The organism is Gammaproteobacteria bacterium, assembly GCA_029881255.1.
In the GTDB taxonomy this organism is placed as follows: Bacteria; Pseudomonadota; Gammaproteobacteria; order S012-40; family S012-40; genus JAOUMY01.
Window position 1 is genome coordinate 394,883 of the sequence record JAOUMY010000003.1, and the last position, 26,001, is coordinate 420,883.

Sequence of the window (26,001 nt, forward strand, 5' to 3'; positions counted from 1 at the left end):
TTCACCTATTCCTGATGCAGCATATCGATGAAAGCCTGCGCTACGGGGTGTTCCAAATGCATGCGATTACGCGCTATCCACAGCGTACGCTTTAACTGCAAATTCTCTACTTTCAGTACAACAAGATCGCCTTTCACCACAAGATCGGTGACAGCAAACCGAGGAAGAAAACTCACATGACGTCCACGCAATAGAATATTCATAATCGCCGCAGTGGAACCAACCTCCATCGCCACTTCGGGACGAAAATTAGTCAGTGTGCGGAAAATATTATCGACATATTCACGCAAGGCAGCGTTTTTTTCACGCAATACAAAACTCAGGCTCTCAAGTTCTTTTTGACTCACTTCCTGTCTTCGGGCGTATGGGTGACTGCGCCCACACACCAGCAAAATTTCATCGTCCCGCCACTTTTGCACCAGTACGTCCGGATGGTCCGGCGCATTCTCCATAACCGCCAAATCTGTCTGACCAGTTGCCAGATGCGGCTCAATCAATCGACCATAGGCGAGGCGACTCTCGACACGATATTCCGGGTAGGCATCTGTAAACCGTACCAGCCAGCCGGAAAGAAAGTGCTCCCCTATCGCCATGGTTACCTCAAGGCGCAAGGTCTTGCGTCCAAGGCGTAGATTGGCCAGAGCGGATTCCAGTGCAAGGCCGTATTCCAGGGTTTGCGCTGCAAACTGATACACCAGCTTACCCGCTTCTGTAAGCTGTAATCGCCCGCTGACCCGCTCCATTAGCTCAACCTCGTAAATCTCCTCTAGCGCCCGTAGGCGCTTGGTAACCGCGGGTTGCCCAATGTTCAGCGTCAGTGCCGCCTCATTCACGCCACCACGTTCCACCACTGCCTGAAGAGTAGCCAGAAATTTGAGATCCGGAAGCTTGCTATATTCCATAAAGGAATATTAGCGGAAACTTTTTCAATTTAAAACCTCCACATTACAAACGATAATACCGGCACAACTTACTGGCATGTTTTAATTTTCTCGACTTTTTCTTAAAACGGCCGATCAAGTTAATAAGATTCGTATATTCCGCAATTGAATAAATCTATCCCTAAAGTGAGGTTTCAATATGAGCACATCCAAGGCAAGCGTTAGCAGCGTGGTCACCCTCGGGGTTATCAGCATAGCGCTGTATTGGGCCCTGTATTCCTATAACGAAGAGATACTCAACATTGCCCAACAGGTACGCAACGGCGATAAAACCCTGTTCCTGGTGCCGATCGCGATTGCCTTCGTCTTCTCGTATGTCCACGGCGCCTTCACCGGCAAGTTCTGGGACATGCTGGGTTTTAAGGCTGCGACCAAAAAGAAGTAATCGAGGAAAGCATCAATGGAAATCATTAATTTTATAGATCTGACCTGGACCAACATTATTGCCCTGTTGCTGGTCGGATTCGTCGGCGGCATGGTCAGCGGTTTCATCGGATCGGGCGGCGCGTTTGTACTAACACCAGCGATGATGAGTTTCGGCGCGCCAGGTATTGTCGCAGTGGCGAGCAATATGGCTCACAAGTTTCCAAAGGCCTTAGTAGCAGCGATCAAACGCAACAAATACGGACAGGTCGATATCAAGCTCGGTATCGTTATGGGCGTCTTCGCCGAGGCCGGTGTATTGGTAGGCAAGAACTTCATGACCGATATTCGCGACGCCTTTGGCAACGTCGGAACAGACTTATATGTCTCGGCGGTATTCGTCGTGGTGCTGGCCGTTGTTGGCGGCTTTGTATTGCGCGATGCCATACGCAGCCGTCGTAGCGCCGATTCCCACGAGGAACACAAAGCCGGCAAACTGGCGCTTTGGGTACAGTCGATACACATCCCTGGCACCATGATGTACTTCCCGTCGATCAAGGCCAAAGTCTCGCTATTGTTCGTCGCGCCACTAGGCTTTGCCACCGGTCTGCTTGCCGCGACCATCGCCGTCGGCGGCTTCATCGGTGTACCCGCAATGATTTATGTGCTCGGTGCACCTGCCATCATGGCCACCGCTACAGAATTGGTTGTCGCTTTCATCATGGGTATGGGCGGTTCGATGCTGTACGCATGGGATGGATTTGTCGACATCCGACTGGCGATGATTATTCTGGCCGGCTCACTATTCGGCGTACAGGTTGGTGCAATCGGTACAACCTATGTAAAAGAACACACCGTCAAGTTTGTTATGGGCATCATCATGGTCATCGTCTTACTGAGCCGTCTGATCAAACTACCGGTTTATCTTGATCAAATGCACTGGATTGCACCGCTTTCAGCAAACACGACGCAATGGCTCGACAGCGCAAGCTTTGTCACGCTGGTACTGGCTCTGGTAATCGGTGCCGTGGTGATACTCGGTGCGCTGTTTAAAGGAATGGCGGAACACAAAAAACAACACGCGGTCTTTGTCGAGACCGGCGCCACGGACTGATTTCAGGTACTCTCACTACCAAATGTCTAGCGGCCTCTTGGCCGCTTTTTTTTGTTTGAAAAATTCGAAAATAAAACGGATGGGTGTGTCAGTTCGCCGCTGGCAACCACAATAACTTGGCACCCAAATGCTTATGAACCACACTCGCTATCAGGCCGTGCATCAAATAAGGCAGTTTTTCTTTTGGCAACTTCTCGCACTGCACACTGCCCTGCTGTTGAATACGTTCTACATCGCGCGACAACGACGAACCCTCACCACCTAAGACTGCCAGCGTTTGCAATAAACGGGTATTGGCATCGTCGATCGACTCCCATTCATAATTGCGCGTAATCACATCGGACAAACTGCTTTTGCCCACGCGTTCGGCCTTGCCGTGTAACTGAAAATGGCTTGAGGATTCAGTGAACGTAACAAACTCGTGTTGATAAACAACATCACGCACATCTAGCGCCGGCGTTCTATCGAGCAAATCTCCACTCGCCAGGGCATCGCTGAGGTCTTGCCTGTCCAGGGTTGTGTGAGTTGTATAAAAGACAGGATAGCCGTCTTTTGCGAGTGTCGACAAATTCTGCCACTGGCTGTAATCATCCACATTGCGACGCGTGGTTTTGTCGTGGGTACGAAAGGGCAGCTTGAATCGAAAATATTTCTCTTGCCACGTACCCCATTCACGCGCCCCGCTCGAAGCCAGGTATTGAGACATGCGATATTGCAGAAAAACATGACTGCCCAGATGGTCGCCAAGACTGCGAAAGGGAAACCAGGGAAAGAAGAAGGCGCTATCCCAACCGAGATCAAACACATTGATGAGCGACGGCATATGCACAAACACCCACTCGCCGTTTTGTTCGTATATACGACGGATAATCGCGGTGTTTACGAGTTGCTGGAGTTGAGATTCACTAAAATTGGGTTCACTCATGACAATTCCGTTTTTAAAGGCGGCGAAGCGACCCTGCTGGTTTGTTTACAAGTACCAGTATCGGCGGCATGAGATATTTTTTTACAATCCAAACCGTGCTTGGTCGACGGATACAAGAATCGCATGGATTAACTTGATATTTTGGGGGCTATCAATGACCTAACGGTGTTTTATGTATCGAATGTACTCGGTGTATGTACGCCATAACACGAATCAAACTTTGAATTGTCCTAATAATTGTTCGATTTTACCGGACATATTGCTCAACTTCTCGCCTTCCTCAGAGACTGTCAGCGCGTCGCTAGCGGCACTATCTGCATGTTTGCTCCAGCTACTCACGTTGTCGTCAAGTATGCGCGTGGAGTCGATCTGCATCTCCGCCGCTTTTGCGGTGCTCATGGTCATTTCCGCGATGTGGCTGATAGCGCTAACAATGGCATCCAGGACCTCGTCTGCATGGGCCGCTTTTCCTGCTGTCACCTGGGTATGCTCCAGGTTTACAGACATCACGTTTACCGCTTCCTGGGTACCCGACTGAATATTGCTAACGACTTCTTCGATCTCACGAGTGGATTCCTGGGTGCGTTGCGCCAGTGATCTAACCTCATCGGCAACAACGGCGAAGCCACGACCTTGTTCGCCTGCACGGGCGGCTTCGATCGCGGCATTCAATGCCAGCAAATTGGTTTGTTCTGCGATGGCTTTGATGACCTCTAGCATCGCACCGATGTTTTCACTGCTGACACGCAAGTTCTCAATGACTTGTCCCGAGTGCTCCATATTGGTGGCCAATGTCTTGATTGCCTCGATACTGGCAGATAGCGCTTCACGTCCCTGACATGCCTGTTCGTTGGCGTCACGAGTAAATGAAGCCGTCGATGTCGCGTTTTGATCGATCTCGCCCGCCATGCGGCTCATATCAGAAATCGCCTGTGTCACCGCCGCACTCTGGCTATGTTGTAAGTCAACGCTATTCTTTGCGGAAGAAGCTATATCGGAAAGGTGGCTGGAAGAAGCAGACAAATCTACAACTGTTTCCTTCACCGACTTGACGAGATGCTGGATGTGCTCAATAAACGTATTAAAGTTGGTCGCGAATGCACCAAATTCGTCATTCGATTCGACAGGTAGGCGACGCGTCAAATCGCCACGTCCCTGCGAAATCTCGCCCAACATACGGTTAACATTGCGTAGTGGTCGCGAGATGTTTTTCACCATATAGAAAGCAACACCGGTTGCCAAAGCGAATATCAATAAGGACACCACGAACACACTAAACAGGTGAGAATTGAATACACTGTTCAGGTGACTTGAGTCGGAAGTGATCATAACCACGCCCGCAGTTTGGCTACGCGCATCGGTAAACGGGTAGGTGGCGACGTGATAACCCACACCTTCGATATTCGCATTGCCCTCAAATACAGTGCTATCGCTTATTTCTGGACTGAACTGCTCCATCAATTGTTTGTGCGATGTTTCGTCAGACGACATGACATAGAACCAGTCACCTGTCGCCTGAAAGTGCTCCTCGACGCCTTTCTCGCCAACATAAGGGCGACTAATCCACATACTCACATTAGCCGAGGTCGCACGCTGAAAGGCGCTAACCAGATAGTCGAGTTCTTCGCCGAGTTCGAAGTGACCGATGACCTCACCATCAACGCGCACCGGCATAACCACGCGCAGGGAAAAATATTTCTTTCCCATCTCGATGCCTTTGCCTACCTCACCAGTCTCTCGCGAATGCTGATAGGTCGCATGTTTAATCGGATCACCGTATTTTTTTAGATTGTGCGCCCTCAGCAGCGAGTGGCCATCGCTCTTGATGAAATAGAAATGGGTGACCGCATAAAGCTTTTTGAGTTCTTCAAATTTGGGAACCGCGACCTCAATCAAGGCATCGCGATCTTCGGCGGCAAAAGCCTCGACGATTTCCTTGTCCCGCGTCAATATGCTCAGAAGTTTTTCGAAAGATACCGCATCTTTTTCCACCTGCTCCCAGAAGACTTTGTTATAGGTGGCGGAGCGGTCGGCATCGAGAATCTGGCGAGTCTTCTGACTGCCTAAATAGTTTGAAACCAACACCACCAGCAACATCGCAAATGCGACACCGACCACGAGGGACAATACCTTTCCAACCACACCTGACTTCATATAAAAAACCGGCTAACTGATTAATAAGTAACAGTATCGGCCCACAGCTACATTTTTATACATTTTAATCCGTGTCTTACTCGCCACTTTTGCCTTTTAATTCAAATATGTCGTCGTACGCTTTGATTCAGAAACTCTACGTCAACCGGCGTTATACTTACGCCAATGAAACCGTCTTACTACACACCCAAGAGCTTTCTCGAAACCAGTATCGAGGTCAAGAAAAGCCGCTTTATTGCGCGAGCGGCCAAGGTACGCGACAAGGCCGAAGCCAAGACCTTTATCGATCAGGCCCGACGCGACTTTCCCGATGCCCGTCATCATTGCTGGGCCTATCTCCTGGGCAACCCTCACGCCGCCTGTAGCGCCGCCATGAACGACGACGGCGAGCCAGGGGGTACCGCCGGCAAACCCATACTCAACGTCATCCAGCACAAACACATCGGCGACATCATGGTGGTGGTGATCCGCTATTTCGGTGGTATCAAGCTCGGTGCAGGTGGTTTGGTGCGGGCATATAGCTCGGCGGCCGAGGCCGTAGTGTCAGGCCTGGCGCTGGAGGAACACCGGGCCAGGGTGGAATTGCAGTTGTACGCGGATTTTCAGCAGGAGCAGTTTGTTCGCCACCTTCTTAGCGGCGTGAACGGAGAAGTATTGGCAACACACTATGGCGAGGGTGTGGAGATCCATATCAGTATCGAAGAACCGCATCAGGCCAGCTTTTTACTTGAATGCAATCAACGTGGTATCCGACTTAAAGATGCCGATTAGCCCTTGCAGCTAGGCCCATTATAAAAATCCCGTCTTGACATCTAAAGCCATAGTGTCTACAAATAGAACGAGCGTTCGATTTAAATGAAGTTGGTATATGGCACCTAAAGTCACCGAAGAACACCTGGAAGCCCGCCGCGAGCAGATACTCGGGGCCGCGATTGCCTGTTTCGCCGAGAAAGGCTTTCACAAGACGTCGATGAAGGATATCTGCAATAAATCGCAGCTCAGTCCGGGGGCCGTCTATCATTATTTTGAAAGCAAGGATGACATCGTAGAGGCCGTCTGCCGCATGGGCGAAGAGCAGAACAGCGCGCTATTCGAACAGACGCGCAAACTCGGCGGCAGTATGCGCGAGCAGGTCGAGTTCAACCTCGGCGGCTATCTCCAGATGCTCAAGGACCCACTGGCCGAGACCTATCTCAAGGCCGACATCATGTTTCACGCCGAGGTGCTTACCAACGAACGGCTGCGTGAATCAGGCAAGCGCAATTACGAGACCATACTTGGCCATCTGCAACAGGTGGTGGAAAGCTGGCAGCGTGAAGGACATGCCAATAAAGCCCTCGACCCAAGAGCCACAGCGCAGGTGCTATTTGCCACGGTCAATGGCATCGGCTTTCAGAAACTCATCGATCCAGATATGGATCTGGACAAGTATTTTCAATCGCTCAGTGCAATCATCATGGGCGATCTTACCCGGCTCAAGGACGGCGCCGGGTAACAGGTTTCTCCCGTATTCGTGTTTTACTCAAGAAAAAAGATAAGATTTTCACAGCAACTTAAATAAAACGGTCATTCGATTTACTGAGAATTAAACAACTTAACGCCGCTTTCGGAGGCACAACATGAAAAATCTGCTCACCCACCTCAGTCTCTTTTTCGAGACTATTCCGGATCGTGTGCGCCGTGGGCGCTGGCTATTCTGGACAGCCTTTATTTTGGTGTTGGCAGGTTATGGCTCAGGCGCCGGGCGCTTCCAACTCGACCTCACAGACGAGGGTTTCTTCAGTAAAGATGACCCGGTACGGGTGGCCTTTAATCAGTTTCGCGCCCAATTCGGTGGCAATGACGACATCTACATCGTCTACAAACCCAAAGACGGCGACGTATTTTCTGAGGCCTCATTGACGGCTGTGCGTGGGCTACAGGAAGAGCTGCTCAATTATCGATTACAGCTGGCGCCAGGACAAAGCTCACCGCTGGATCATGTGCTCGATGTCAAAACCATCGTCAATACCAGCTACCTGCAGGCATCAACCGATGCCCTGATTTCACGTCAGTTTATCGGTGAAGATATTCCTTCGAATCAGCAAGCCCTGGAAGAGATCCGTCGCGCCGCGCTTGCCCATCCCGACTATCCGCTGTTGTATGTGTCGAAAGACACCAGCTATGGCGGGATCATGATACGCACCGATCTTGGCAGCAAACCGGTAGTCCAGGCTGGGCAACAGGACGAAAGCCCGTTAACACTGGATGATCTGGATGTCAGTCTCGACGCGCTGGATATTACTGACGCAGTAAGCAGTAAACCGCCTTCAGACTTACCTACCAATCCCGAGTTCGAATTTGTCGATCCCAAACAATACGTCGAACTTTTTCACACCATTGAAAGCTATCTCGATAAACCACAGTATCGTGAGCACCTGCAGTTTCATCCCGTTGGGAATGCTGTTGTGCACACCTATGTCATGGACGTGATGTTCGAACAGATCAATAACGTGATGGGCTTTTCCGTTCTGCTCATTATCCTGATGTTGTGGGTGCTGTTTCGCTCCGCGTCTTCGGTTATATGGCCGGTTGTGATTATTGGCTCCGCATCGCTGCTAACCTTAGCCACACTCGGCTGGTTTGAGTTGCGTATGAACATGATGGTCAACATCACAATATTTCTGGTACTGGTGGTTGGTGTCGCGGACTCAGTGCACCTGCTCTCCGGCTATATCTATTTTCGCAATCACGGTCAGGCGCATGAACAGGCCTTGCGTTCTGCCTACCGCAATGCGGGCACCGCGATTTTGTTAACCAGCGTCACCACCGCGATGGGTATGCTGGCGCTGTTTATGGTGCCCATCGACGCGATACAGATTTTTGGTTTTTCTGCCGCGGTCGGGGTGATGTTTGCCTTTGTCGTATCGGTAATCATGCTGCCATTGATGCTGGATATCTGGCGTCCGTATAAAAAACTCGATGCCAGCGAAGGCGACATCGACACCGCACGTCACCACATCATTCAACGTGTATTGCGCCGGGTCGAACACTATAGCCATGCGCGGCCGGGACTCAATATCGCTTTGTTCACCGTGTTGCTTGTCGTATTCGCCTTTGGACTGAGCAAGATAGAAGTCGACTCAAATCCCATGAGTCTGTTTGACCCGGAAGTATCCATCGTTAAGGATTTCCGTCTGGTCGATGACAATATGGGCGGTACCCAAAACGTCGAAGTCATGATCGATATGGGCAGAGAAAACGGTTTGAAAGACCCAGTTGTCCTGAACGCCATGCAAGGCTATCAGGAATTCCTGGTACAGGCTTTCCCCGATGAGGTGATACGCACTAACTCCTTAGTCAATATCGTGCGCGATTCCAATAAATCGCTGAATGGAGGGCGTTCGGATTTTTATGTGATACCACAAGATCCGCGTGTGCTCGATCAAACATTGTTTCTGTTTAATAACGCCAATCCCTCGGACAGACGTCTGGTGGTCTCCGACGATTATCGTCTGGCGCACATCAGCGCGAGTTTTGCCAATGTTGGGTCGAAACGCTATATCGAAGTCCTGAACGCAATTGAGCCCGAACTGGAAACCTTGTTCGAACCCTTGCGTGCGCAATATCCTTCCATGAAGATCACCTTGACCGGCGGCATGACGATATACGCCAAACTGCTCGATATGTTGAGCTGGTCCCAGGTGAAAGGTTTTGGCCTCGCCCTGTTGATGATTACGGTGTTGCTGTTTGTTGTGTTTTCGTCTTACAAGCTGGGCTTGATCGCTATTTATCCTAACATTTTCCCGCTGGTGGTGATGTTTGGTTTGATGGGGTATCTCGGTATCGCGCTAGACGTCGACACGCTTATCGTCGCACCTTTGATGATTGGTATCGTGGTAGACGACACCATACACTTTATGAATCATTATCGCGCTGAAGTACAAAAACACGGTGATGTGTATAAAGGTATACAGATCGCTTTCCGCGAAGTTGGGCAGGCGATCGCCTTTACCTCCATCATACTGGCGGTGTCTTTTCTGGCCATGGCCTGGCTCGATCATCAGGGCCTGAAGAATTTCGGCATACTGAGCTCGATCACTATCATTACAGCCTTGCTGGCGGAACTGTTTCTGTTGCCCGCCCTGTTAGTGAAAATGAATGCCGACATGGGAAAACAAACGCGCACCGGGGCATCACCGGCAGGCGCTACCGTATAGGAGAGAATAAAGTGAAGAAATTTATATCTATCGTTTTTTTGAGTTTTCTGATCAGTCCGATCACGTATGCCCAGAGCGCGCGCGACATCGTACAACAGGCCAACGATAGGGACGACGGAAAATCGCAGTTCTCACGACAGACGATTGCTACCTGTAAATACGCGATCAAAGATCGCCGTATTAGCTGTGTCGAATCACCGCGCAGAAAAACGCTTGAGGCCGTCAGCAAAGACTATGGCAAACGCGGTAAAGACAAAAAGTCGGTAATGATTATCCTCGAACCACCATCAGAGCGGGGCATCGGATTCTTGCAGTTCGACTATGACGAAGCTGGCAAGGACTCCGATCAGTGGATGTATTTGTCTGCATTGGGCAAGGTTAAGCGTGTGGTGTCTGGCGACGAGGACGCGCCCAAAACCGGCACCTTATTCGGGTCTGAGTTCAGCTACGAAGATACCGAGCAGCGACACATCGATGACTTCACCTACACCATCGTGAAAGAAGAAAGCTACCAGGGACGCGACTGTTGGGTCATCGAGTCCAGACCCACCGCGAGTTACGCGCGCAAAAGCAATTACTCGCGCTCGGAACAGTGGATAGACAAGGAACGCTTGCTCATGCTCAAGGCCAATATGTATGACAGACGCGGGCAACTGATCAAACAAATGGTGCAGACCGATTTTGTGCAACAAGACGGTATCTGGATAGCGCGCAAGATGAATATGAATAACGTGCAGAGCCAGCGCATCAGCACCATGAAACTGGAAAACATCGCATTGAATATTCCGGTCGAAGACCAGCTGATGTCGCAGCGAACCTTGACCGATGGCGTGTTTCGCGAACAACGTCTGTCGACACTGAGAAGCACTAAATGAGTTACACAAATATATCCGGTGTCGTGGTTTTGGCTTTTTTCCTCGGAAGCAAACTCGTATTAGCGCAGGATGAACCGGTGGACGCGATGCTGGATTTCGAGGTGCCGACGGGAGAACCTGTTGCCGACACGCCAACGGAAAGCACGCCAACGCCAGTCGCCAAGGCGATGGACAATCTGCGTTTTGATTTTGCTTTTCGCTTGGGCAGTAACAAGGATCTAGACATTAACAGCCATCGCTTCGACAGCCGCCTGATCTGGCAAGGCCTGCTCGGCAAGCGTTTGTTTACCGAACTCGACGGCAAGCTCGTGTTACGTGGCCCGGGAGACCAGCAACTCGAAGCCGACCAGGACGTCAACGCGCAGCTAAAACTGAACAAGCTTTCGGTGCAAACCAATCTTGGTCCGCTCAGCGCCAAGCTGGGGTTTGAAACGATCACCTGGGGAGAGATGGACACTGTCGGCATCGTCGATGTACTCAGCCCCTGGGACTATACCGAGAACGCATTTACCGCGCCGGAAGATGCGCGTATCGGACAAGCCCTGCTTAGCACCGATTTGTATCTCAAGGATACGCGCCTGAATGTCGTGTTTAATCCGTTTCCGCAGACCAGTCTTTTTCCTGCGGGAACGGCTGCGAGTTTATCCACTGTCGACAATGAGTATGAATTGGCCGCACGCGTAAAATACAATTACGGCCCTGGCGATGTCGCGCTGTATGCCGCACGTGTGGTCAGCGACAATCCGGTTCTGGAAAACTTTACCACCCTCACCTACCCGGCTTATCACATGCTAGCCGGGAGTATTAACATCGCCAGGGGTAGTTTTCTGTGGAAGAGCGAAGGTGCCTATAAAAAGGATTTGCCTCTTTCACCGGGCACTGCGTTAAAAGCCGATGTCCTCCAGGGCGCGTTAGGATTCGATTACAACCCGGGAAATTCTCACGCGCTCACGCTTGAAGCAAGTGCGCAATATGTATTGTCGGATACCGCACAACTACCCGGCGTACAAACCCTGAGCACTAGCGTCAACCTGCGTTGGTCAAAAAATTTTCTACACGACACTTTGATGCTGGTTGGCTTCGGTAGTTACCAATTGGACTACGGTGATATTGTCGCGGCGATGGCGGTTCAATACGCGATTAACGACTATTGGAAATTACAGATGAACGCAACTCTGTTTGAGATTCCAGACACCAATTCCCCACAAAAACTCGCCGATGATTTTGACTCCATCAATATTGGCGTTTCATTGTCGATTTAATCGGATTTATTTCAGATGAGAGAAACCGGTTTACGCGCGGGGAACAAAATGGGCGCTGACCTGATAGAGTTCGCCCTTAACGATAGGTTTGGTGAGAAAGCCGTCGCTACCCGCTTCTTCACACTGCGTGCGATCCTCTAAGGTGGCGTTTGCCGTCAACATAACAATAGGATGTTCGTAGCCGCGCCCACGCAATTGTTTTACCGCATCGACACCACTGAGCACTGGCATTTGCATGTCCATCAGGATCAAATCGAAATTCGATTTTGACGCTATCTCCACAGCCTCCGCGCCATTCGCTGCTATCGTGACACTCAAACCCATTTTTTCCAGGTAACGTTGTATCAGGGCCTGATTCAAATCGATATCATCCACGAGCAAGACCTTACCTTTTAATTGTGGCAATTGTGCTGCATCCGTTTTGTTTTTATTCGCCTCGCCTTTTGAATTTTTGGACTGAAGCATGTCTATTTCCGGTATCTCACCCAGCCCGAGTGACAAGGTAAAAGTCGATCCCTTTCCCGGCGTGCTTTCCACAGTCAAATCACCGTTCAACAAATGGGCAATTCGTCGTGATAAAGACAAGCCGAGTCCGGTACCACCATATTTTCTCGTGGTGCTGGAGTCCGCCTGTTTAAAGGGTTGAAATATTCGTCCCTGTTGTTCCTGGGTGAGCCCAATGCCCGTATCGCTTACCGCAATATCAAACTGCTTTTTATCCCTGTCATATTTTGCCAACACCTTTATCCCACCTTCGTCGGTGAACTTGATGGCATTGTTAATGACGTTGATAAGGATTTGCTTCAATCGAAGCGCATCACTGCGGATAATCGCAGGAATGGGAAATATTGCCTCGAAACCCAGGTCTAATCTTTTGCGTTGCGCCTGGCCGCCAACAATCGCATTAACTTCTTCGAGCATTTGCATCACATCAACGTTTTCTTCCGAGATATCCAGTTCGCCCGCTTCTATCTTGGAGAAATCCAGAATATCGTTGAGTAGATTTAGCAGATGTTTTCCACTATTGCGTATCACTTCCAGCGAAGACGCCATTTGCTCCACGCTATGCTCGTCGTCCAAGGCCATTTCGGCAAAGCCGATAATCGCCGTCAGCGGTGTTCGAATTTCGTGGCTGGTATTGGCAAGAAACGCACTTTTAGCGATGTTAGCCAGTTCGGCACTTTCTTTTGCCTCACGTAGCTCTTCTGCATCCAGATGTCGCTCCATCATGATGCTGACCCAATTCGCAATCAATCTGACGAGTTCTTTGTCTTCTTCCGTAAACGGTTTTTCCAGTGGCTTTCGGTTAGAGAAATTCACCGTACCAAACTTTTTACCGTGTACATTGATGCTGCAACCGATATATACCTTCATACCAAGAAATTCCACCGCCGGGTGGTCGCGAAATTCCGAGTTGTCGACATCGTGAAAACAAATGGTATCAGGAGAGGCGAAGGTAACATTGCAAAACGTCTTGTCCAGCGGGAGCACGACACCACGGCGTGCGGGGAGATCACTCATGACGATGGTATTGAGAAATTCCGAGCGATTGTTTTGTGGATCCTGGCGCCCCAGTTTGCCGACCTCGGTGCCGAACAGCTTACACCCCAGACGCAACACCTCATCAATCTGTTGATCAAACGTCAGGTCAGGGCGGGCAATAATTTCATGCACCGCACGTATTCGTCGCCCCTGTTCCGCCAAAGCCTCATAGCTTTGAGTGGCCCCTTTATTGTTGGTACCCATGATTCAACGCATTACCAGAATTATTAGACTCGTTAGAAAAGCACGCGTATAAGGCGCACAATTTTCCCCACTATATGCTTCTGTAGCGGAAAGTCCTTCGAAACGCTTAATGATTTTTGTGTGGATTTGTGGAAAATTCCATGAATTAGGCGATTCTTTTGCTGGACAGGAGGTATGTGAATGCTTCGGGATCACGACCGGTTAGTCTGGTGCCGCCGAATTCAGCATAGGGATACATCAAAAACGGTACTTGCTCATCCCGCTGATTCGGTAAATGAAAATCTCGTGCATAGTTGAATCCTACCCAGTTCATTTCCCAGTTGCCGAATAGGCGTTCACGTAATTGTTTAACGGCGGCATGGTTCACCGGTAGTCCTTCTTCTAATACCACTTTTCTCACGTCGGCCGGGTCGACGGGTACCCAGCCAAAGCGCGGCGAGAGATACTCGGCGCGACAGTGTTGCGCGGTGGAGATGTCGCCCTTACGACCCAAGGATTTGAATTGCACGGATTCATCTACCCGCACGCCATACACTTCTCGTGCGGGAACACCCGCGGCGCGTGCAAGGCCGACAAATAGTGAATTGATGTCTGCGCACTTGCCTTTGAGGTTTCCCGTTTCGAGCATCCATTTAATATTGCCCAGGCCACAGCCTTCCACTTTTGGGTCACGAAAGGTATTGTCAACCACCCACTCATAAATCGCCCGCGCCTTCTCGTCTACATCAAGGCGATTACCGACGATATCTCTAGACGTTTCCAACACGATGCCATCTGTTGGCATACTTTTGGTCGGACGCAAATACAGGTGTTGTTCGTCGATGATTTGCAACATCTCACGTTCTTTGGATATCCGCTTGACAGCGACATCGACGACGCAGGTAACTGTCACCTTGCGCGCCGTCTGTGTTTCGCAGTTGACGACGATTATTGGCGCGTGATAAAGCGGATCTTGATAGAGAACGGCATCGACGTTGCCTTCCCAATTTATGGACTGCACTTTCTGATAATTTCCGGCACTATGAGGAACCGGCACCCACAAACGTCCGGGGCCTTTGTGCTCGGAGAGATTGATGTCGTAAGTTAGTTCATAGCGTCGCCAATCCGGCTGCATCGAGACGCCGGCAAATGCGGCCCATGGTTTTATAGTGAGAAACGCCGATGATGCGGCAAGTTGTAAAAGGGTTCTTCTATTCATGACATATCCCTGTCTTTCCGAGGCAAGAAAATCTTACGCGCAAAATATCGCGAGCGCCATCGGATATTCTTTTCGTATCAATACAGGATTTCAAGACTATAAAAAGTACTTAATTTGCGCATTATGCATAACACTTGCTCCAATAGTGGCATCCGCAGAGCTCAGCAAACTAGACCGTGATGTGCGTGAAGTCATCGATCGGCACGCGCTTACTGGTAAACCCTTACTCGCAAAGAAAACAGCAACAATCAACGATCCGCTTGCACAGCTCGGTAAGCGCCTATTTTTTTCCATGTCCTTAAGTGGCCAGGAAGACACTGCATGCGTCTCCTGCCACCACCCACTGTTAGGTGGCGGTGACAATCTTTCACTCTCTATCGGGGTAAACGCCATTGATCCCGCAGTCATAGGTCCCGGCAGACGCCATTCGCCTAAGGGTTTTGATTTTGATGGAGGGCCTACCGTACCACGTAACGCGCAGACAACGTTTAATACGGTTTTTTACAACCGCTGCATGTTTTGGGATTGTCGTATCGAAAGCCTGGGTGCCACTCCGGGTATGAACGGCCAGGACAATAGCATTATGCGTACGCCGGATACCATGTGGGGCATGCCCGCTTCACCCGCAGATAGTTTATTACAGGCGCAGGCGGGGTTTCCTGTTACGGCGGAAGACGAGATGCGCGCGCGATTCATGCGCGACGCCCACGGTAACGAGGTGCGTGAGGCGTTGGCAAAACGACTGCGTGACAAACAGGAACACTGGTTACAGGATTTTCAAATTGCCTTTAAGTCCAATAGAAATGCGTCTGAACTTATCGTATTCGAAAACATTTCCGCTGCGATTGCGGCGTACGAGGAAAGCCAGGTTTTTGTTGATACACCGTGGAAAAAATATGTCGCCGGCAATCTCCAGGCGATAGAACAAAATGCCAAACGGGGTGCCTTGTTGTTTTATCGTGATAAGGCCCAAGGCGGCGTCGGCTGCGCCCGCTGTCATCGGGGGGATTTATTCAGCGACGAGAATTTTTATGTGATGGCCGTGCCGCAAATTGGGCGAGGAACGGAAGACGGTGCGCGCGAGGATCACGACTATGGGCGATTTCTACAAACTGGCAATGACGAGGATAGGTTCGCCTTTCGAACGCCAACGCTACTTAATATCGAAGTCACCAGGCCATATGGACATAACGGTGCCTATGAAGACTTACGCGAAATGATACGCCATATGCTAAACCCCATACGCGCCATCGCCCGCTATCCCTTCCGCCTGACACAGTTTGACGCCAATGTGATAAACCGGCATGCACGGGAAAATACGCGCGAGGTACAAAAACATTTTGAGCAGCTAGTGAAGAAAAACCCTGGGCTCGTTGAGATGTTTGATGACAATGAAACACAAGTGGAGCAACTCCACGCATTTCTGTTATCGCTGACCGATCCCTGCGTAAAGAATCCTGTGTGTATGGCGCCCTGGCTAGAGTAGATCAACGGCTGATCTGAAAACGATTACCCGTGGTAAACTCGCCGCTGAATAACGTTTGGCTTTTATCTGGCCACTGAACGCGTATCTCTTCGATCTTGTCGTGACGGCCCAATCCAAACCAGGCCATGGGTGCATCAAAACTCAGATAGCCACCGCTGGCTTTTATCTCGCGCATTTGCGATTGCTTTCCCTGCTCATAGCGAATAAAGACTTTTGCACCAATGCCAGCCCTATTTCCCTGACTATCATCAAGACTGATCGCAATACTGCGGTGCTTATCAATGTTGTTATTTCGAAAGACCTGAACCGGGCCCTCGGCGCTATTGCCAACAATATCCAGATCGCCGTCGTTATCGAAATCCACCAGCACAAAAGAGTACAAACCAAAGTCCGACTGCAATCCCGCGCTAAACTGTCTTTGTTCAAAGCGTTTGCCATCGAGATTTTTCATAAGCACATTCCAGCCATAGCCGCTTTTCCTGACCGCGCCATCCGCGTTGAACACATCTTGCCATCCGTCGTTGTCGAGGTCTGCGATACGCGTACTCCAGGTCCAGCCACCCGGGTGTTGAAACCCTTCGACAGTTTGAAATGCCTGTGTTGCCCGATCAAAGCGATACAACATATTACGATCATCCTGCGGAATAGCGCCGTAGATGTTGCGCCTGTCGTATTCCCTGTCCCGTTGTTTCAAGGCCTCGCACACGCGTATCAATCGTCTGTCACCGTGGTAGGTGTTTTGGCAGTTTGCGATTGTTGGCGTCGTGGTAATGAGATGCCACATCACTTCAGTCAAACATACCTCCTGTTTCGCGCCAGACATGGCCTGACACTCTTTCATGGCGACATTATTTTGCTGGTCCAGTTTTTCCACATAACCACTTGCGCGAACGGCAGAGCAATTTTCCCGATAGTCGTCGTGACGTATTTTTTCGCAGCTATCTTTACCACCGCGATACTGTGTATAGACTTCAGGCTTTACCTTATCTATGAGCGATTTCCCAACATTGCGCGCACTGGACATCGTTCCCATCATCACCAGATCCAATTCCAGATCGTTGTTGATATCTCCAGTGTCCGCACCCATCGAGTAAAACGGTGTAAATGGAATCAGACGATTGCCTTTGACCTCGCTATAACCACGCCCATCGCCGAGCAACACTTTATCGGGGATAAAAAAGTCATTACCAAAGTAGATATCAGTGATGCCGTCGTTATTGATATCGGAAATCAATGTCGCCATGGTCTCGCCAGAAGTAGATTCCATCAACACATCACGAAACTGCAAATTGCCATTGAAGACGATGGAGTTATTACGCCCCGCTTTCATGTGATGAAAACCACTAACCACCCCTAGCGCCACGTTGCCATTAAGTACGTCGACGAAACCGTCGCCATCAATATCGGCAAAGGCTGGGCTCAGGGTCAACAGCGCTTTTTGATTGGGCACGGCGAGTATGTGCTCAAAATCAAATTCGCCATGACGATTTAAAACAAGAAAGTTGCCGTCGGCAAATGTGGTGTAGAAGATATCTGGCCAGTTGTCACGATTGAGGTCGACCAGGGCGATAGCGAATATTTCATGGCGATCTGCAATAGACGCGGGAAGTAATACACGCGCAAATTTTCCACCGGTATTGTGATATAGAAAAAAGCCCTGGTTACCGGCCAACAAAATATCCTGCCAACCGTCTCGATCATAATCACCACTAGTGGTGCCACGTCCAAACCAGAAGGGATCGGTATAGTCTCGAATGCCGTACATAAAACCCCGGTCCAGACCGATGTCCTGCCCTTCGAGATAGTCGAATGGCGCGGCAGACGGCGGTGTGCGCGAAGGCAGAAACGCAGACTGGGATAAGCTGGCCGAGCCGTTCCTGGCGATTTCGACGAATGGCGCAAGTGGTGCCGCCATGACAGATGACAAACTAGAAAACAGGAGGAATACAAAAGCGGCGAGATACTTCATACAGCTACAGCATACTACTCTTGGTCAGACAGCTCGGAAGTGAGTGGCTATGTTGCCAAACTAAGCTTACCGATCAATTAATTATCATCAAGACCCGCTCTCACTTCGACAAAGGCTTTGACCGCTGTGTCTAGCTGTTCCCGTGTATGCGCCGCCGAAATCTGCACACGAATCCGCGCCTTGCCCTGAGGCACAACCGGATAAAAGAATCCGACCACGTATATGCCTTTTTCCAACAACGCCGCGGCCATTGCCTGAGCAAGTTTGGCGTCATAAAGCATGATAGGCACGATAGGATGTTCGCCCGGCTTGATATCAAATCCGGCACGGGTGATTTGCTCACGGAAATACTGCGTGTTGTCACGCAAGCGCTGTTGCAGCTTCGTCGATGTCGACAATATTTCAAATGCTTTGATTCCTGCTGCTGCCAGCGCCGGTGTAAGCGTATTGGAAAACAAGTAGGGTCGCGAACGTTGACGTAGCAAATCGATAATCTCTTTGCGACTCGCCGTAAACCCACCCGAGCCGCCACCCAGGGCCTTGCCCAAAGTCGATGTGTAGATATCAACACGATCCAGCACATTGTGATATTCAGCAGAACCACGCCCGGTTTTACCTATCACTCCGGTGGCATGGGAGTCATCTACCATCAGCATCGCCTTATATTTTTCGGCCAGTGCGACGATGTCGTTTAAACGGGCAATATCACCATCCATGCTGAACACGCCATCTGTCGCGATCAACCGCGTACGATAGGATTGCGCCGCTTTCAATTTTGATTCCAGATCGTTCATATCGCTATGGGTATAGCGAAAACGCGCCGCCTTACATAGACGTATGCCGTCGATGATAGAGGCATGGTTTAATTCGTCGCTGATTATTGCGTCCTGTTCGTCGAGTAGGGTTTCGAACAGTCCGGTATTGGCATCGAAGCAAGAGGTATAGAGTATGGCATCTTCAGTCCCGAGAAAACCGGCTATCGACTGCTCCAGCTGCTTGTGTAAATCCTGCGTACCACAGATAAAGCGCACCGAGGCCATGCCGAAGCCATGACTGTGTAAGGCATCGCTGGCGACTTGGATGATATCGGGATGATTGGCGAGACCGAGATAATTATTGGCGCAAAAATTCAAGACCTCACCCGAGACCTGTGTGGCGATATTGACGCCCTGGGGCGTAGTAATCACGCGCTCGCGCTTATAAAGACCGGCGGCCTCAATTTCCGTCAAGGTTGTTTGAAAACGCGAATCACGGAATGTCATATGCTCGTCCAATCCAGTATGACCTTGCCACACTCGCCGCTACGCATTACCTGAAATCCATCATCGAATTCATGCATGCCAAAGCGATGGGTGATCACGGGAGTGATATCGAGACCACTGCGTATCAACTGGGTCATCTTGTACCAGGTTTCAAACATCTCACGACCATATACGCCCTTCAATACCAAACCTTTGAAGATCACCTGGTCCCAGTTAATTTCCGTTTCCGGCGGCAAAAAACCTAATAGCGCGATATGACCGCCGTTATACATATTGGCGATCATGTCGTTAAACGCCAGCGGATTGCCGGACATCTCCATGCCGACATCAAAACCATTAGACATGCCGAGGTTGGTCATTTCGGTTTTGATAGAAGACTTGCTGACATTAACTGTATTGATATGGGCAAGGCGGTGGGCAAGCATCAGACGAAAATCATTCACGTCTGACAGCAAAACGTGACGAGCGCCTACGAAACGCGCGACTGCCGCCGCCATAATACCTATCGGCCCCGCGCCGGTGATCAATACGTCCTCACCGATAACATCAAACGATAAAGCGGTATGTACGGCGTTTCCAAAGGGATCGAGTATAGCAGCGATATCGTCGGATATATCATCGTGTACCGGCCATAGATTGCGTGCGGGCATCACCAGGTACTCTGCAAAGGCGCCATCTCTGCCGCCGCCTATGCCCACGGTGTGGTCACACAGATGGCGTTTGCCCGCACGGCAATTCCGGCAAATTCCACAGGTAATATGACCCTCGCCTGTGACGCGATCGCCAATCGCATAACCGTGTACGCCTTCGCCGAGTTCGACGATATCACCGACAAATTCATGCCCGATTACACGTGGTGTTTTTATATTCCTTTGCGCCCAGCTATCCCAGTTATAGATATGCAAATCCGTCCCACAGATTCCGGTTTTACGAATGCGTATCAATACTTCATTGGTACCAGGTTTAGGTTCTGGGACATCTTCCAACCACAAGCCCTGCTCCGCCCGCGATTTGACTAAGGCCTTCATACGACACTTCCATATGGCTGCAATACACTTTGCTTACTGTACGACAATACATAAACTCTGTTAAGTCACTTCTTTTACGATAATTTCTGGATAAACATTCATTGAAGCAGATTCAAGCGTTCCTGCATCGGTGTTTCATCGTTCCACGTCTCAGAGTCTATCAGCCATTCTCCATCATCCTGTCGCAGAAAGATGACTAGCCAGACGCCACTCTCGGTATAGGCCTCCTCTTTGCTATCCCTCTCCATCATGGTTTCACGATAATTGGATCTGAAATACGCAATATCGCCTGAGATGCGTATCCTAGGCTCGCTATACTGCAATTCATAACGGTATCTCTCATGATGGGCACGTGCCCTTGTATAGATATCGGCCGCGCTGATGACCGCCGACTCGTGCGGTGCAATCTGTATTGCTTCGGCACGATAGAGCTTTGCCAGTTGATCGACATTGCTTTGATTGACCATGTCGCGGTAGTGCGCAATCACCTGGTTGATCTTTGCCTCATCCGCTTTTGACGATGATGGACGATACATGCCTGTGTGCTGACAGGCACTCAACAGCGACACCAATACAATAAACATCAAAAAAGTCAATTTTCCCATTTTTTACTCCCTTATAGTTTTCGAGCTTACATAACTAAATTGCTCCGCCTTTCCCCGTCGACAAAACGCTGATCGTTTAAGCATGTCAACGCTACGTGAAACTGGTATGAGATTGCTAACACGTTTTTCAACGCACTTTGAGTCGCGAGCTTCGTTTGAGCAGTTCATCGCTTATCTCATTTTTTAACCACGTATTGCAAAGGGACGGAGATTTTTCTCCATAAAATTAGGGTGCGCACATTTGTGATACACAAAGACATATTAGCAATACATTTCCAAAACATTACCGTTCAGATAACTAAGCAAAATAGTATATTAATATTCTCTAATATTTATCAGCTATGGTTAAGTTCGCGGTGTTTAAATAAAACCATAGAGAGAGTTTTTCAAACAGCAACACAAAACATCAACGTGATGTGAGGAGGATAAAGATATGGGTGGCATGGGCGGAATGGGTGGTATGGGCGGAATGGGTGGTATGGGCGGTATGGGCGGTATGGGCGGCGGTATGTAATCACAGCGTTAACCACTCCACTGAACTCATCAAGACCTTAAACCAACAACCCCCTGAGACTATCAGGGGGTTGTTGTATCAATATCACAAACTGTACAAACAATTACCCACATTCAAATCATCTCAAATATCCGTACCGGTTTTTTTGGCTATCTTGTGTAGTGACTCTAGCGCGGCATCGAAGTCATAAGATGCGATATTCTGTTCTAACTCGACAATTTCTGGCTCTATTACGTCTCTTTGGAATTGCGCCCTTAGTTCTACAATCTTTTCACTTGCGTCGGTATCACCGGATTCCAGCATTCGTGCAAACTCCTTCAAATCGACATTCTTTTTCCCTTGATCGATAGAAATGACATTGTCATTCGCTTTCTCATCGCTATCCAGATCTGCCTGGTATAACGCTTCCAAAACTCTGCTCAGTTCTTCTTCCAGATATTTCAAACGAACGAGAATTTCCTCGGTATCCACACGTTCAGCAAAGGCCATTTGCAATTTCTCTGCGCGAGATTGCGCCTCTAAAGCGCCAATATTCCCTGACACGCCTTTTAATGTATGCGCGAGACGATGGGCAGTCTCAATATCATCCACGTTGAACGCCGCCATGAACTCATTAACAAAGCTGGAATTTTTTCTATATTTCAGCAAAAGTTTTTTGTACAAATCAAGATTATTGTTACAAATACGTAGCCCATATGCCGTATCAATTCCCTGAATCGTTGGAAGCAAGCTGCCGTCAACAGACTGCAGACGCCTTTGTACCGTACTTGCGTCAATTTCCGTATGACAAATCCACCGCGCCAGAACCTGATACATTTTGTCGATGTCTAGTGGTTTTGAAATATAGTCATTCATACCCGCGGCGAGGCAACGCTCTCTGTCGCCAACCAAGGCATTTGCGGTCATCGCAATAATAGGCAACTTTGAAAAACGTTGCTGTTTGCGAATCTCTGCTGTAGCCGTAAAGCCGTCCATCTCTGGCATATGTACATCCATCAACACCAGGTCGAATTCCAAATTGTCAAGAAACGTCAAGGCCTCTTTGCCATGATTGGCAACCGCTATTGATAATCCCACATCCTCTAACAACTCAACGGCAAGTTCCTGGTTGATCTCGTTATCCTCAACTAGCAAAATACGATGTCCACGCAGACTGGCGAAAATATTTTCGTATGAGACCACATCTTGTTTTTCCTGTTTTACGGAAACGACATGCTCTCCTCCCAGTGCGTCAGTCAGCGCATTGAGTAGAGATGACGGGTTCACAGGTTTTAGCAATGTTCCACGCAGGGGGAGATTATCGATGTGTTTCTTAAGTTCAGAAATCGCGTAGGCGGTTACCATAATAACAACCGGAACATGAAATAGATTCTCATCATGAAAAATGGCCTTTGTGGTTTCAATTCCATCCATTTCCGGCATTTTCCAGTCCATCAATACCAGGCTGTAAAATTCCCCTCTTGCATCGGCTGACGCCAGTTCTTTAATTGCTTCTCTACCGGACTCGCAGGTGTTCACTTTAAATCCGAAGCTTCCAACAGCTTCTTGAAGTGTTAATCGTGCAGTTTCATTGTCATCCACAATGAGCACCCGCATGGTATGTACATCAGCAGGCAGAACAGAACGTGCCGAGTTGACGGCCTCGCCTATGCCGAGCACCGATGTAAAGTAGAAACGGCTTCCGCGTCCGGGTTCGCTGTCGAAATTGATCTCACCGCGCATGAGCTCAACCAGACGACGTGAAATAACCAAACCCAGTCCTGTGCCGCCAAATTTGCGTGAAACAGAGCTATCTGCCTGCGTGAACGCCTGAAACAGCTTCTTGCGACTGTCTTCATCTATGCCAACACCAGTATCTTGCACTTCGAACAGTAACGTTACCTGCTTCTCTTCAGTTCGCTTCACCGAAACTCGTATCTGCAATTCGCCTTTGTGAGTGAACTTCACCGCATTGCCACCGAGATTAACAAGAACTTGAAGTAGGCGATTGGGATCACCCAATAGTTCCAACGGTACATCCGCTGCCACATGATGAATGTATTCGAGCCCCTTTTCTTGTGCCTTCAATCCCACCAGGTTGGTTAAGCGTTCCAGCAAATCGCCCAGCATAAACGGAATACTTTCTATTTCCATATTGCCCGACTCGATTTTGGAAAAATCAAGGACATCGTTAATTATGGAAAGCAAAGAATCAGCGGAAAAATGTACTTTTTCGATATAATTGCGCTGCTTTGCATCAAGATCGGTTCGCAAAGCAAGCGCAGACATACCGATAATAGCATTCATCGGCGTACGAATTTCGTGACTCATCATTGCCAAGAATTCTGATTTAGCACGGCTAGCCTCTTCAGCCTTTTCGCGCTCTCTGATCAGATTCGCTTCGAATTCCCTCCTTTCCGTCAAATCGTGGACCATACCGGTAAACATTTTCCTGCCGCGATACACAATCTCGCTAATACCAAGACTGATTGGAAATTGATCACCTTGCTTATTCCTCCCTATCAAATCTCTGCTTGTCCCGATGATTCTTGCTTCCCCTGTCGTCAGGTAGCGTTCCATATAAGAATTGTGCCTAGTCCTATGAGATTCAGGCATTAAAATACTGACATTTTTCTTGGTGACTTCTTTGGCTGTGTAGCCAAACAAAACTTCTGCGGCATGATTGAAGCTCTCAATGGTACCAGCTTCATCGATTATAATAATTGCATCGGTAGCATTTTGTAGAATATTCCGTAAAAAGGTTTCAGATCGACGCAAATCTTCATTCGCCGCCTCGATCGCGTCAGTAGCTGATTTCAATTTCTCCTCTTCTTGTTTGCGCAGAGTAATATCTCGAATTACCGCTACTAGCGTAGGAGCAACATTTGGTTGGGAAAATATACTGAATCTCGCCTCTATGGGAAATTGTTTACCTGAGCTTGTGCAAGCGACATCTTCCAGCGTCTCACCTAGGGACTTCCCTTCCAATAGCTGAACCACCTTGTCTATGGAGTGATCCGTGTGATTGACGAACACATCGGAAATCCTGATATGTTGAATTTCATTTTTTTCGTATCCAAATCGTGTTAGTGCACTTTGATTACAATCGACAATTTCATAGGAAACCAGGTCTATAAGAAATATACAGTCGCTAGTCGTATCCAGTGCAAGACGAAAACGATCATTTACGTTTCGCATTTTCTCTTGTTCGACAACAAGACTTTCGGTATACGCCTCATTAGCCAAACAAAGACGTATGGACTTAGATAAATTTGACAATATGGGTGAAAATATTCGCGCAAACATATTCGTGTCCCGCTTATCACCCACGCCAAGGAGGATAATATGTCCGTACTCTGGAATTTTCAGCGTTTGTTGAATAGAATATCTGTCCTGACGGATAGGCAAACACGAAAGCACAAATTCGTTATCTTTCCATAGCGTCTTAAAAGGCTGCCCTTGCGCTCCCTTGGCAATCGGATCACCAATACTCACTTCCAACCAATTGGCACTGTCACCAAACTCTTCGTCGTTACGTACGACTAGTCCGGTCGAGAATCCTGTATGAAACATCAACCGCTGCAGCACCTTCGTCAACATAGGGCGATATTTCATCTCCGACCCCATGACCTGACTCAAGTCATACAGAATGGAAAGTAGTTGAACTTGATCATTCATAGCGCTTTCTCACCATTGTAATTCTGCTAGGCGACAAATTTCTTTACGCACTTCAGGAGTTCAGAAGGTACTATGGGTTTTTTGATAAAGTCGCTTGCCCCAACCTCAAGTCCTTTTTTGTAATCGCCATCGCCTCCGAGCGCGCTAAGAAATACCACGGGAATATCTCTAGTCTTCTGGTTACTCTTAAGCGCGAGACAAACTTCATATCCATCCATTTCCGGCATCACGACATCTAACAACACGAGATCCACTGGCTCATTTGATAACGCAATTTTTAAGGCTCTCTCGCCTCGTGTGGCTGCTTTTACTCTGAATTGTGTCCGCAGTGTGTTAACCGATATGTCTATATTGTCAGGGTTATCGTCAACCACAAGTATCACAGGTGAATCTTTACTCATCTAGCATTCGTCCTAGGCATTAACCGTATGGAGCAGTAGAAAACAACTATATTGAAAGTGTAAATAAGCGCGTGCACATTAACCATGCGCAGCTCTTGTTAATTATCGTAAGTGAGAGCGGCTTATTAACAATGAATTGTATAATTTTAATGCACAACAACTAAAAAAAGTAAACAGTCGTAAATTGTAACTAGCCATCTCTGTTAAACCATAAACCACGCCACAAATCGGACGCTAGAGCTTATTAAATATTCGCATTTTTAATTCAAGGCAAAATGACAACCAATTTTACACGTCCATTT

General features: G+C 48.9%; 19 protein-coding genes. 8 read left to right on the forward strand and 11 right to left on the reverse strand.

Annotated elements, in window-relative coordinates; all coding sequences use genetic code 11:
* Positions 1 to 5 precede the first annotated feature (5 nt).
* The gene (locus tag OEZ43_09200) at positions 6 to 902 is read right to left on the reverse strand and encodes a LysR family transcriptional regulator (protein ID MDH5545758.1); all 897 of its coding nucleotides are present in this window, start codon (positions 900 to 902) and stop codon (positions 6 to 8) included.
* 178 nt (positions 903 to 1,080) lie between these two features.
* Between OEZ43_09200 and OEZ43_09205 the strand changes: the two genes are divergently transcribed.
* Together OEZ43_09205 and OEZ43_09210 are read left to right on the forward strand one after the other, a co-directional pair.
* Positions 1,081 to 1,326: a hypothetical protein gene (locus OEZ43_09205; GenBank protein MDH5545759.1), complete on the forward strand. Its 246-nt coding sequence runs from the start codon at positions 1,081 to 1,083 to the stop codon at positions 1,324 to 1,326.
* A gap of 15 nt (positions 1,327 to 1,341) precedes the next feature.
* A complete protein-coding gene (locus OEZ43_09210; GenBank protein MDH5545760.1) occupies positions 1,342 to 2,418 on the forward strand; it encodes a sulfite exporter TauE/SafE family protein in 1,077 nt (358 codons plus the stop codon).
* 88 nt (positions 2,419 to 2,506) lie between these two features.
* On the opposite strand, the gene OEZ43_09215 is transcribed toward OEZ43_09210, so the two are convergent.
* A complete protein-coding gene (locus OEZ43_09215) occupies positions 2,507 to 3,343 on the reverse strand; it encodes a hypothetical protein (GenBank protein MDH5545761.1) in 837 nt (278 codons plus the stop codon).
* A gap of 213 nt (positions 3,344 to 3,556) precedes the next feature.
* Positions 3,557 to 5,497 (reverse strand): methyl-accepting chemotaxis protein, encoded by a 1,941-nt coding sequence (locus tag OEZ43_09220; protein ID MDH5545762.1) that lies wholly within the window; start codon positions 5,495 to 5,497, stop codon positions 3,557 to 3,559.
* Between the two features lie 165 nt (positions 5,498 to 5,662).
* Between OEZ43_09220 and OEZ43_09225 the strand changes: the two genes are divergently transcribed.
* The 5 genes from OEZ43_09225 (at position 5,663) to OEZ43_09245 (ending at position 11,833) form a co-directional block, all read left to right on the forward strand.
* A complete protein-coding gene (locus tag OEZ43_09225) occupies positions 5,663 to 6,268 on the forward strand; it encodes a YigZ family protein (GenBank protein ID MDH5545763.1) in 606 nt (201 codons plus the stop codon).
* Positions 6,269 to 6,365: 97 nt separating this feature from the next.
* Complete coding sequence (locus tag OEZ43_09230) at positions 6,366 to 6,992, forward strand: TetR/AcrR family transcriptional regulator (GenBank protein MDH5545764.1); 627 nt, start codon at positions 6,366 to 6,368, stop codon at positions 6,990 to 6,992.
* 124 nt (positions 6,993 to 7,116) lie between these two features.
* Positions 7,117 to 9,696 carry an MMPL family transporter gene (locus OEZ43_09235; protein MDH5545765.1) on the forward strand — a complete coding sequence of 860 codons (2,580 nt, stop codon included), beginning with the start codon at positions 7,117 to 7,119 and terminating at the stop codon, positions 9,694 to 9,696.
* Between the two features lie 11 nt (positions 9,697 to 9,707).
* Positions 9,708 to 10,571 carry an outer membrane lipoprotein-sorting protein gene (locus tag OEZ43_09240; protein ID MDH5545766.1) on the forward strand — a complete coding sequence of 288 codons (864 nt, stop codon included), beginning with the start codon at positions 9,708 to 9,710 and terminating at the stop codon, positions 10,569 to 10,571.
* Complete coding sequence (locus OEZ43_09245) at positions 10,568 to 11,833, forward strand: hypothetical protein (protein ID MDH5545767.1); 1,266 nt, start codon at positions 10,568 to 10,570, stop codon at positions 11,831 to 11,833. Before OEZ43_09240 ends, OEZ43_09245 begins: the two co-directional genes overlap by 4 nt.
* Before the next feature lie 30 nt (positions 11,834 to 11,863).
* Here the strand turns inward: OEZ43_09245 and OEZ43_09250 are convergent, their stop codons facing one another.
* Positions 11,864 to 13,579: an ATP-binding protein gene (locus tag OEZ43_09250; protein MDH5545768.1), complete on the reverse strand. Its 1,716-nt coding sequence runs from the start codon at positions 13,577 to 13,579 to the stop codon at positions 11,864 to 11,866.
* A 145-nt stretch (positions 13,580 to 13,724) separates the two neighbouring features.
* Positions 13,725 to 14,777 (reverse strand): transglutaminase family protein, encoded by a 1,053-nt coding sequence (locus OEZ43_09255; protein ID MDH5545769.1) that lies wholly within the window; start codon positions 14,775 to 14,777, stop codon positions 13,725 to 13,727.
* Between OEZ43_09255 and OEZ43_09260 the strand changes: the two genes are divergently transcribed.
* Positions 14,776 to 16,263: a cytochrome-c peroxidase gene (locus OEZ43_09260; protein MDH5545770.1), complete on the forward strand. Its 1,488-nt coding sequence runs from the start codon at positions 14,776 to 14,778 to the stop codon at positions 16,261 to 16,263. The two genes, OEZ43_09255 and OEZ43_09260, sit on opposite strands and share 2 nt — an antisense overlap.
* A gap of 1 nt (position 16,264) precedes the next feature.
* Here OEZ43_09260 and OEZ43_09265 read toward each other — a convergent pair whose 3' ends face one another.
* From OEZ43_09265 to OEZ43_09290, 6 genes are all read right to left on the reverse strand, one after another.
* Positions 16,265 to 18,232 carry a CRTAC1 family protein gene (locus tag OEZ43_09265; protein MDH5545771.1) on the reverse strand — a complete coding sequence of 656 codons (1,968 nt, stop codon included), beginning with the start codon at positions 18,230 to 18,232 and terminating at the stop codon, positions 16,265 to 16,267.
* A gap of 77 nt (positions 18,233 to 18,309) precedes the next feature.
* Positions 18,310 to 19,494, reverse strand: a complete 1,185-nt coding sequence (gene kbl / locus OEZ43_09270) for a glycine C-acetyltransferase (GenBank protein ID MDH5545772.1) — start codon at positions 19,492 to 19,494, stop codon at positions 18,310 to 18,312.
* The gene (gene tdh, locus OEZ43_09275; GenBank protein MDH5545773.1) at positions 19,491 to 20,522 is read right to left on the reverse strand and encodes an L-threonine 3-dehydrogenase; all 1,032 of its coding nucleotides are present in this window, start codon (positions 20,520 to 20,522) and stop codon (positions 19,491 to 19,493) included. The genes kbl and tdh overlap by 4 nt, the downstream gene beginning before the upstream one ends.
* A gap of 98 nt (positions 20,523 to 20,620) precedes the next feature.
* The gene (locus tag OEZ43_09280) at positions 20,621 to 21,127 is read right to left on the reverse strand and encodes a nuclear transport factor 2 family protein (protein MDH5545774.1); all 507 of its coding nucleotides are present in this window, start codon (positions 21,125 to 21,127) and stop codon (positions 20,621 to 20,623) included.
* 637 nt (positions 21,128 to 21,764) lie between these two features.
* Positions 21,765 to 25,298, reverse strand: coding sequence for a response regulator (locus OEZ43_09285; GenBank protein MDH5545775.1), 3,534 nt, complete (start codon positions 25,296 to 25,298; stop codon positions 21,765 to 21,767).
* A gap of 26 nt (positions 25,299 to 25,324) precedes the next feature.
* Positions 25,325 to 25,699: a response regulator gene (locus OEZ43_09290; GenBank protein MDH5545776.1), complete on the reverse strand. Its 375-nt coding sequence runs from the start codon at positions 25,697 to 25,699 to the stop codon at positions 25,325 to 25,327.
* Positions 25,700 to 26,001: the final 302 nt, after the last annotated feature.

Excerpts from the sequence above, each read along its gene's own strand:
- OEZ43_09210 (MDH5545760.1), top strand. The coding sequence starts at position 1,342 with ATGGAAATCATTAATTTTATAGATCTGACCTGGACCAACATTATTGCC.
- OEZ43_09220 (MDH5545762.1), bottom strand. The coding sequence starts at position 5,497 with ATGAAGTCAGGTGTGGTTGGAAAGGTATTGTCCCTCGTGGTCGGTGTC.
- OEZ43_09265 (MDH5545771.1), bottom strand. The coding sequence starts at position 18,232 with ATGAAGTATCTCGCCGCTTTTGTATTCCTCCTGTTTTCTAGTTTGTCA.
- OEZ43_09260 (MDH5545770.1), top strand. The coding sequence starts at position 14,776 with ATGACATATCCCTGTCTTTCCGAGGCAAGAAAATCTTACGCGCAAAAT.
- OEZ43_09255 (MDH5545769.1), bottom strand. The coding sequence starts at position 14,777 with ATGAATAGAAGAACCCTTTTACAACTTGCCGCATCATCGGCGTTTCTC.
- tdh (MDH5545773.1), bottom strand. The coding sequence starts at position 20,522 with ATGAAGGCCTTAGTCAAATCGCGGGCGGAGCAGGGCTTGTGGTTGGAA.
- OEZ43_09215 (MDH5545761.1), bottom strand. The coding sequence starts at position 3,343 with ATGAGTGAACCCAATTTTAGTGAATCTCAACTCCAGCAACTCGTAAAC.
- OEZ43_09280 (MDH5545774.1), bottom strand. The coding sequence starts at position 21,127 with ATGGGAAAATTGACTTTTTTGATGTTTATTGTATTGGTGTCGCTGTTG.
- OEZ43_09290 (MDH5545776.1), bottom strand. The coding sequence starts at position 25,699 with ATGAGTAAAGATTCACCTGTGATACTTGTGGTTGACGATAACCCTGAC.
- OEZ43_09200 (MDH5545758.1), bottom strand. The coding sequence starts at position 902 with ATGGAATATAGCAAGCTTCCGGATCTCAAATTTCTGGCTACTCTTCAG.
- OEZ43_09205 (MDH5545759.1), top strand. The coding sequence starts at position 1,081 with ATGAGCACATCCAAGGCAAGCGTTAGCAGCGTGGTCACCCTCGGGGTT.
- OEZ43_09235 (MDH5545765.1), top strand. The coding sequence starts at position 7,117 with ATGAAAAATCTGCTCACCCACCTCAGTCTCTTTTTCGAGACTATTCCG.
- OEZ43_09250 (MDH5545768.1), bottom strand. The coding sequence starts at position 13,579 with ATGGGTACCAACAATAAAGGGGCCACTCAAAGCTATGAGGCTTTGGCG.
- OEZ43_09285 (MDH5545775.1), bottom strand. The coding sequence starts at position 25,298 with ATGAATGATCAAGTTCAACTACTTTCCATTCTGTATGACTTGAGTCAG.
- OEZ43_09230 (MDH5545764.1), top strand. The coding sequence starts at position 6,366 with ATGGCACCTAAAGTCACCGAAGAACACCTGGAAGCCCGCCGCGAGCAG.
- OEZ43_09225 (MDH5545763.1), top strand. The coding sequence starts at position 5,663 with ATGAAACCGTCTTACTACACACCCAAGAGCTTTCTCGAAACCAGTATC.
- OEZ43_09245 (MDH5545767.1), top strand. The coding sequence starts at position 10,568 with ATGAGTTACACAAATATATCCGGTGTCGTGGTTTTGGCTTTTTTCCTC.
- kbl (MDH5545772.1), bottom strand. The coding sequence starts at position 19,494 with ATGACATTCCGTGATTCGCGTTTTCAAACAACCTTGACGGAAATTGAG.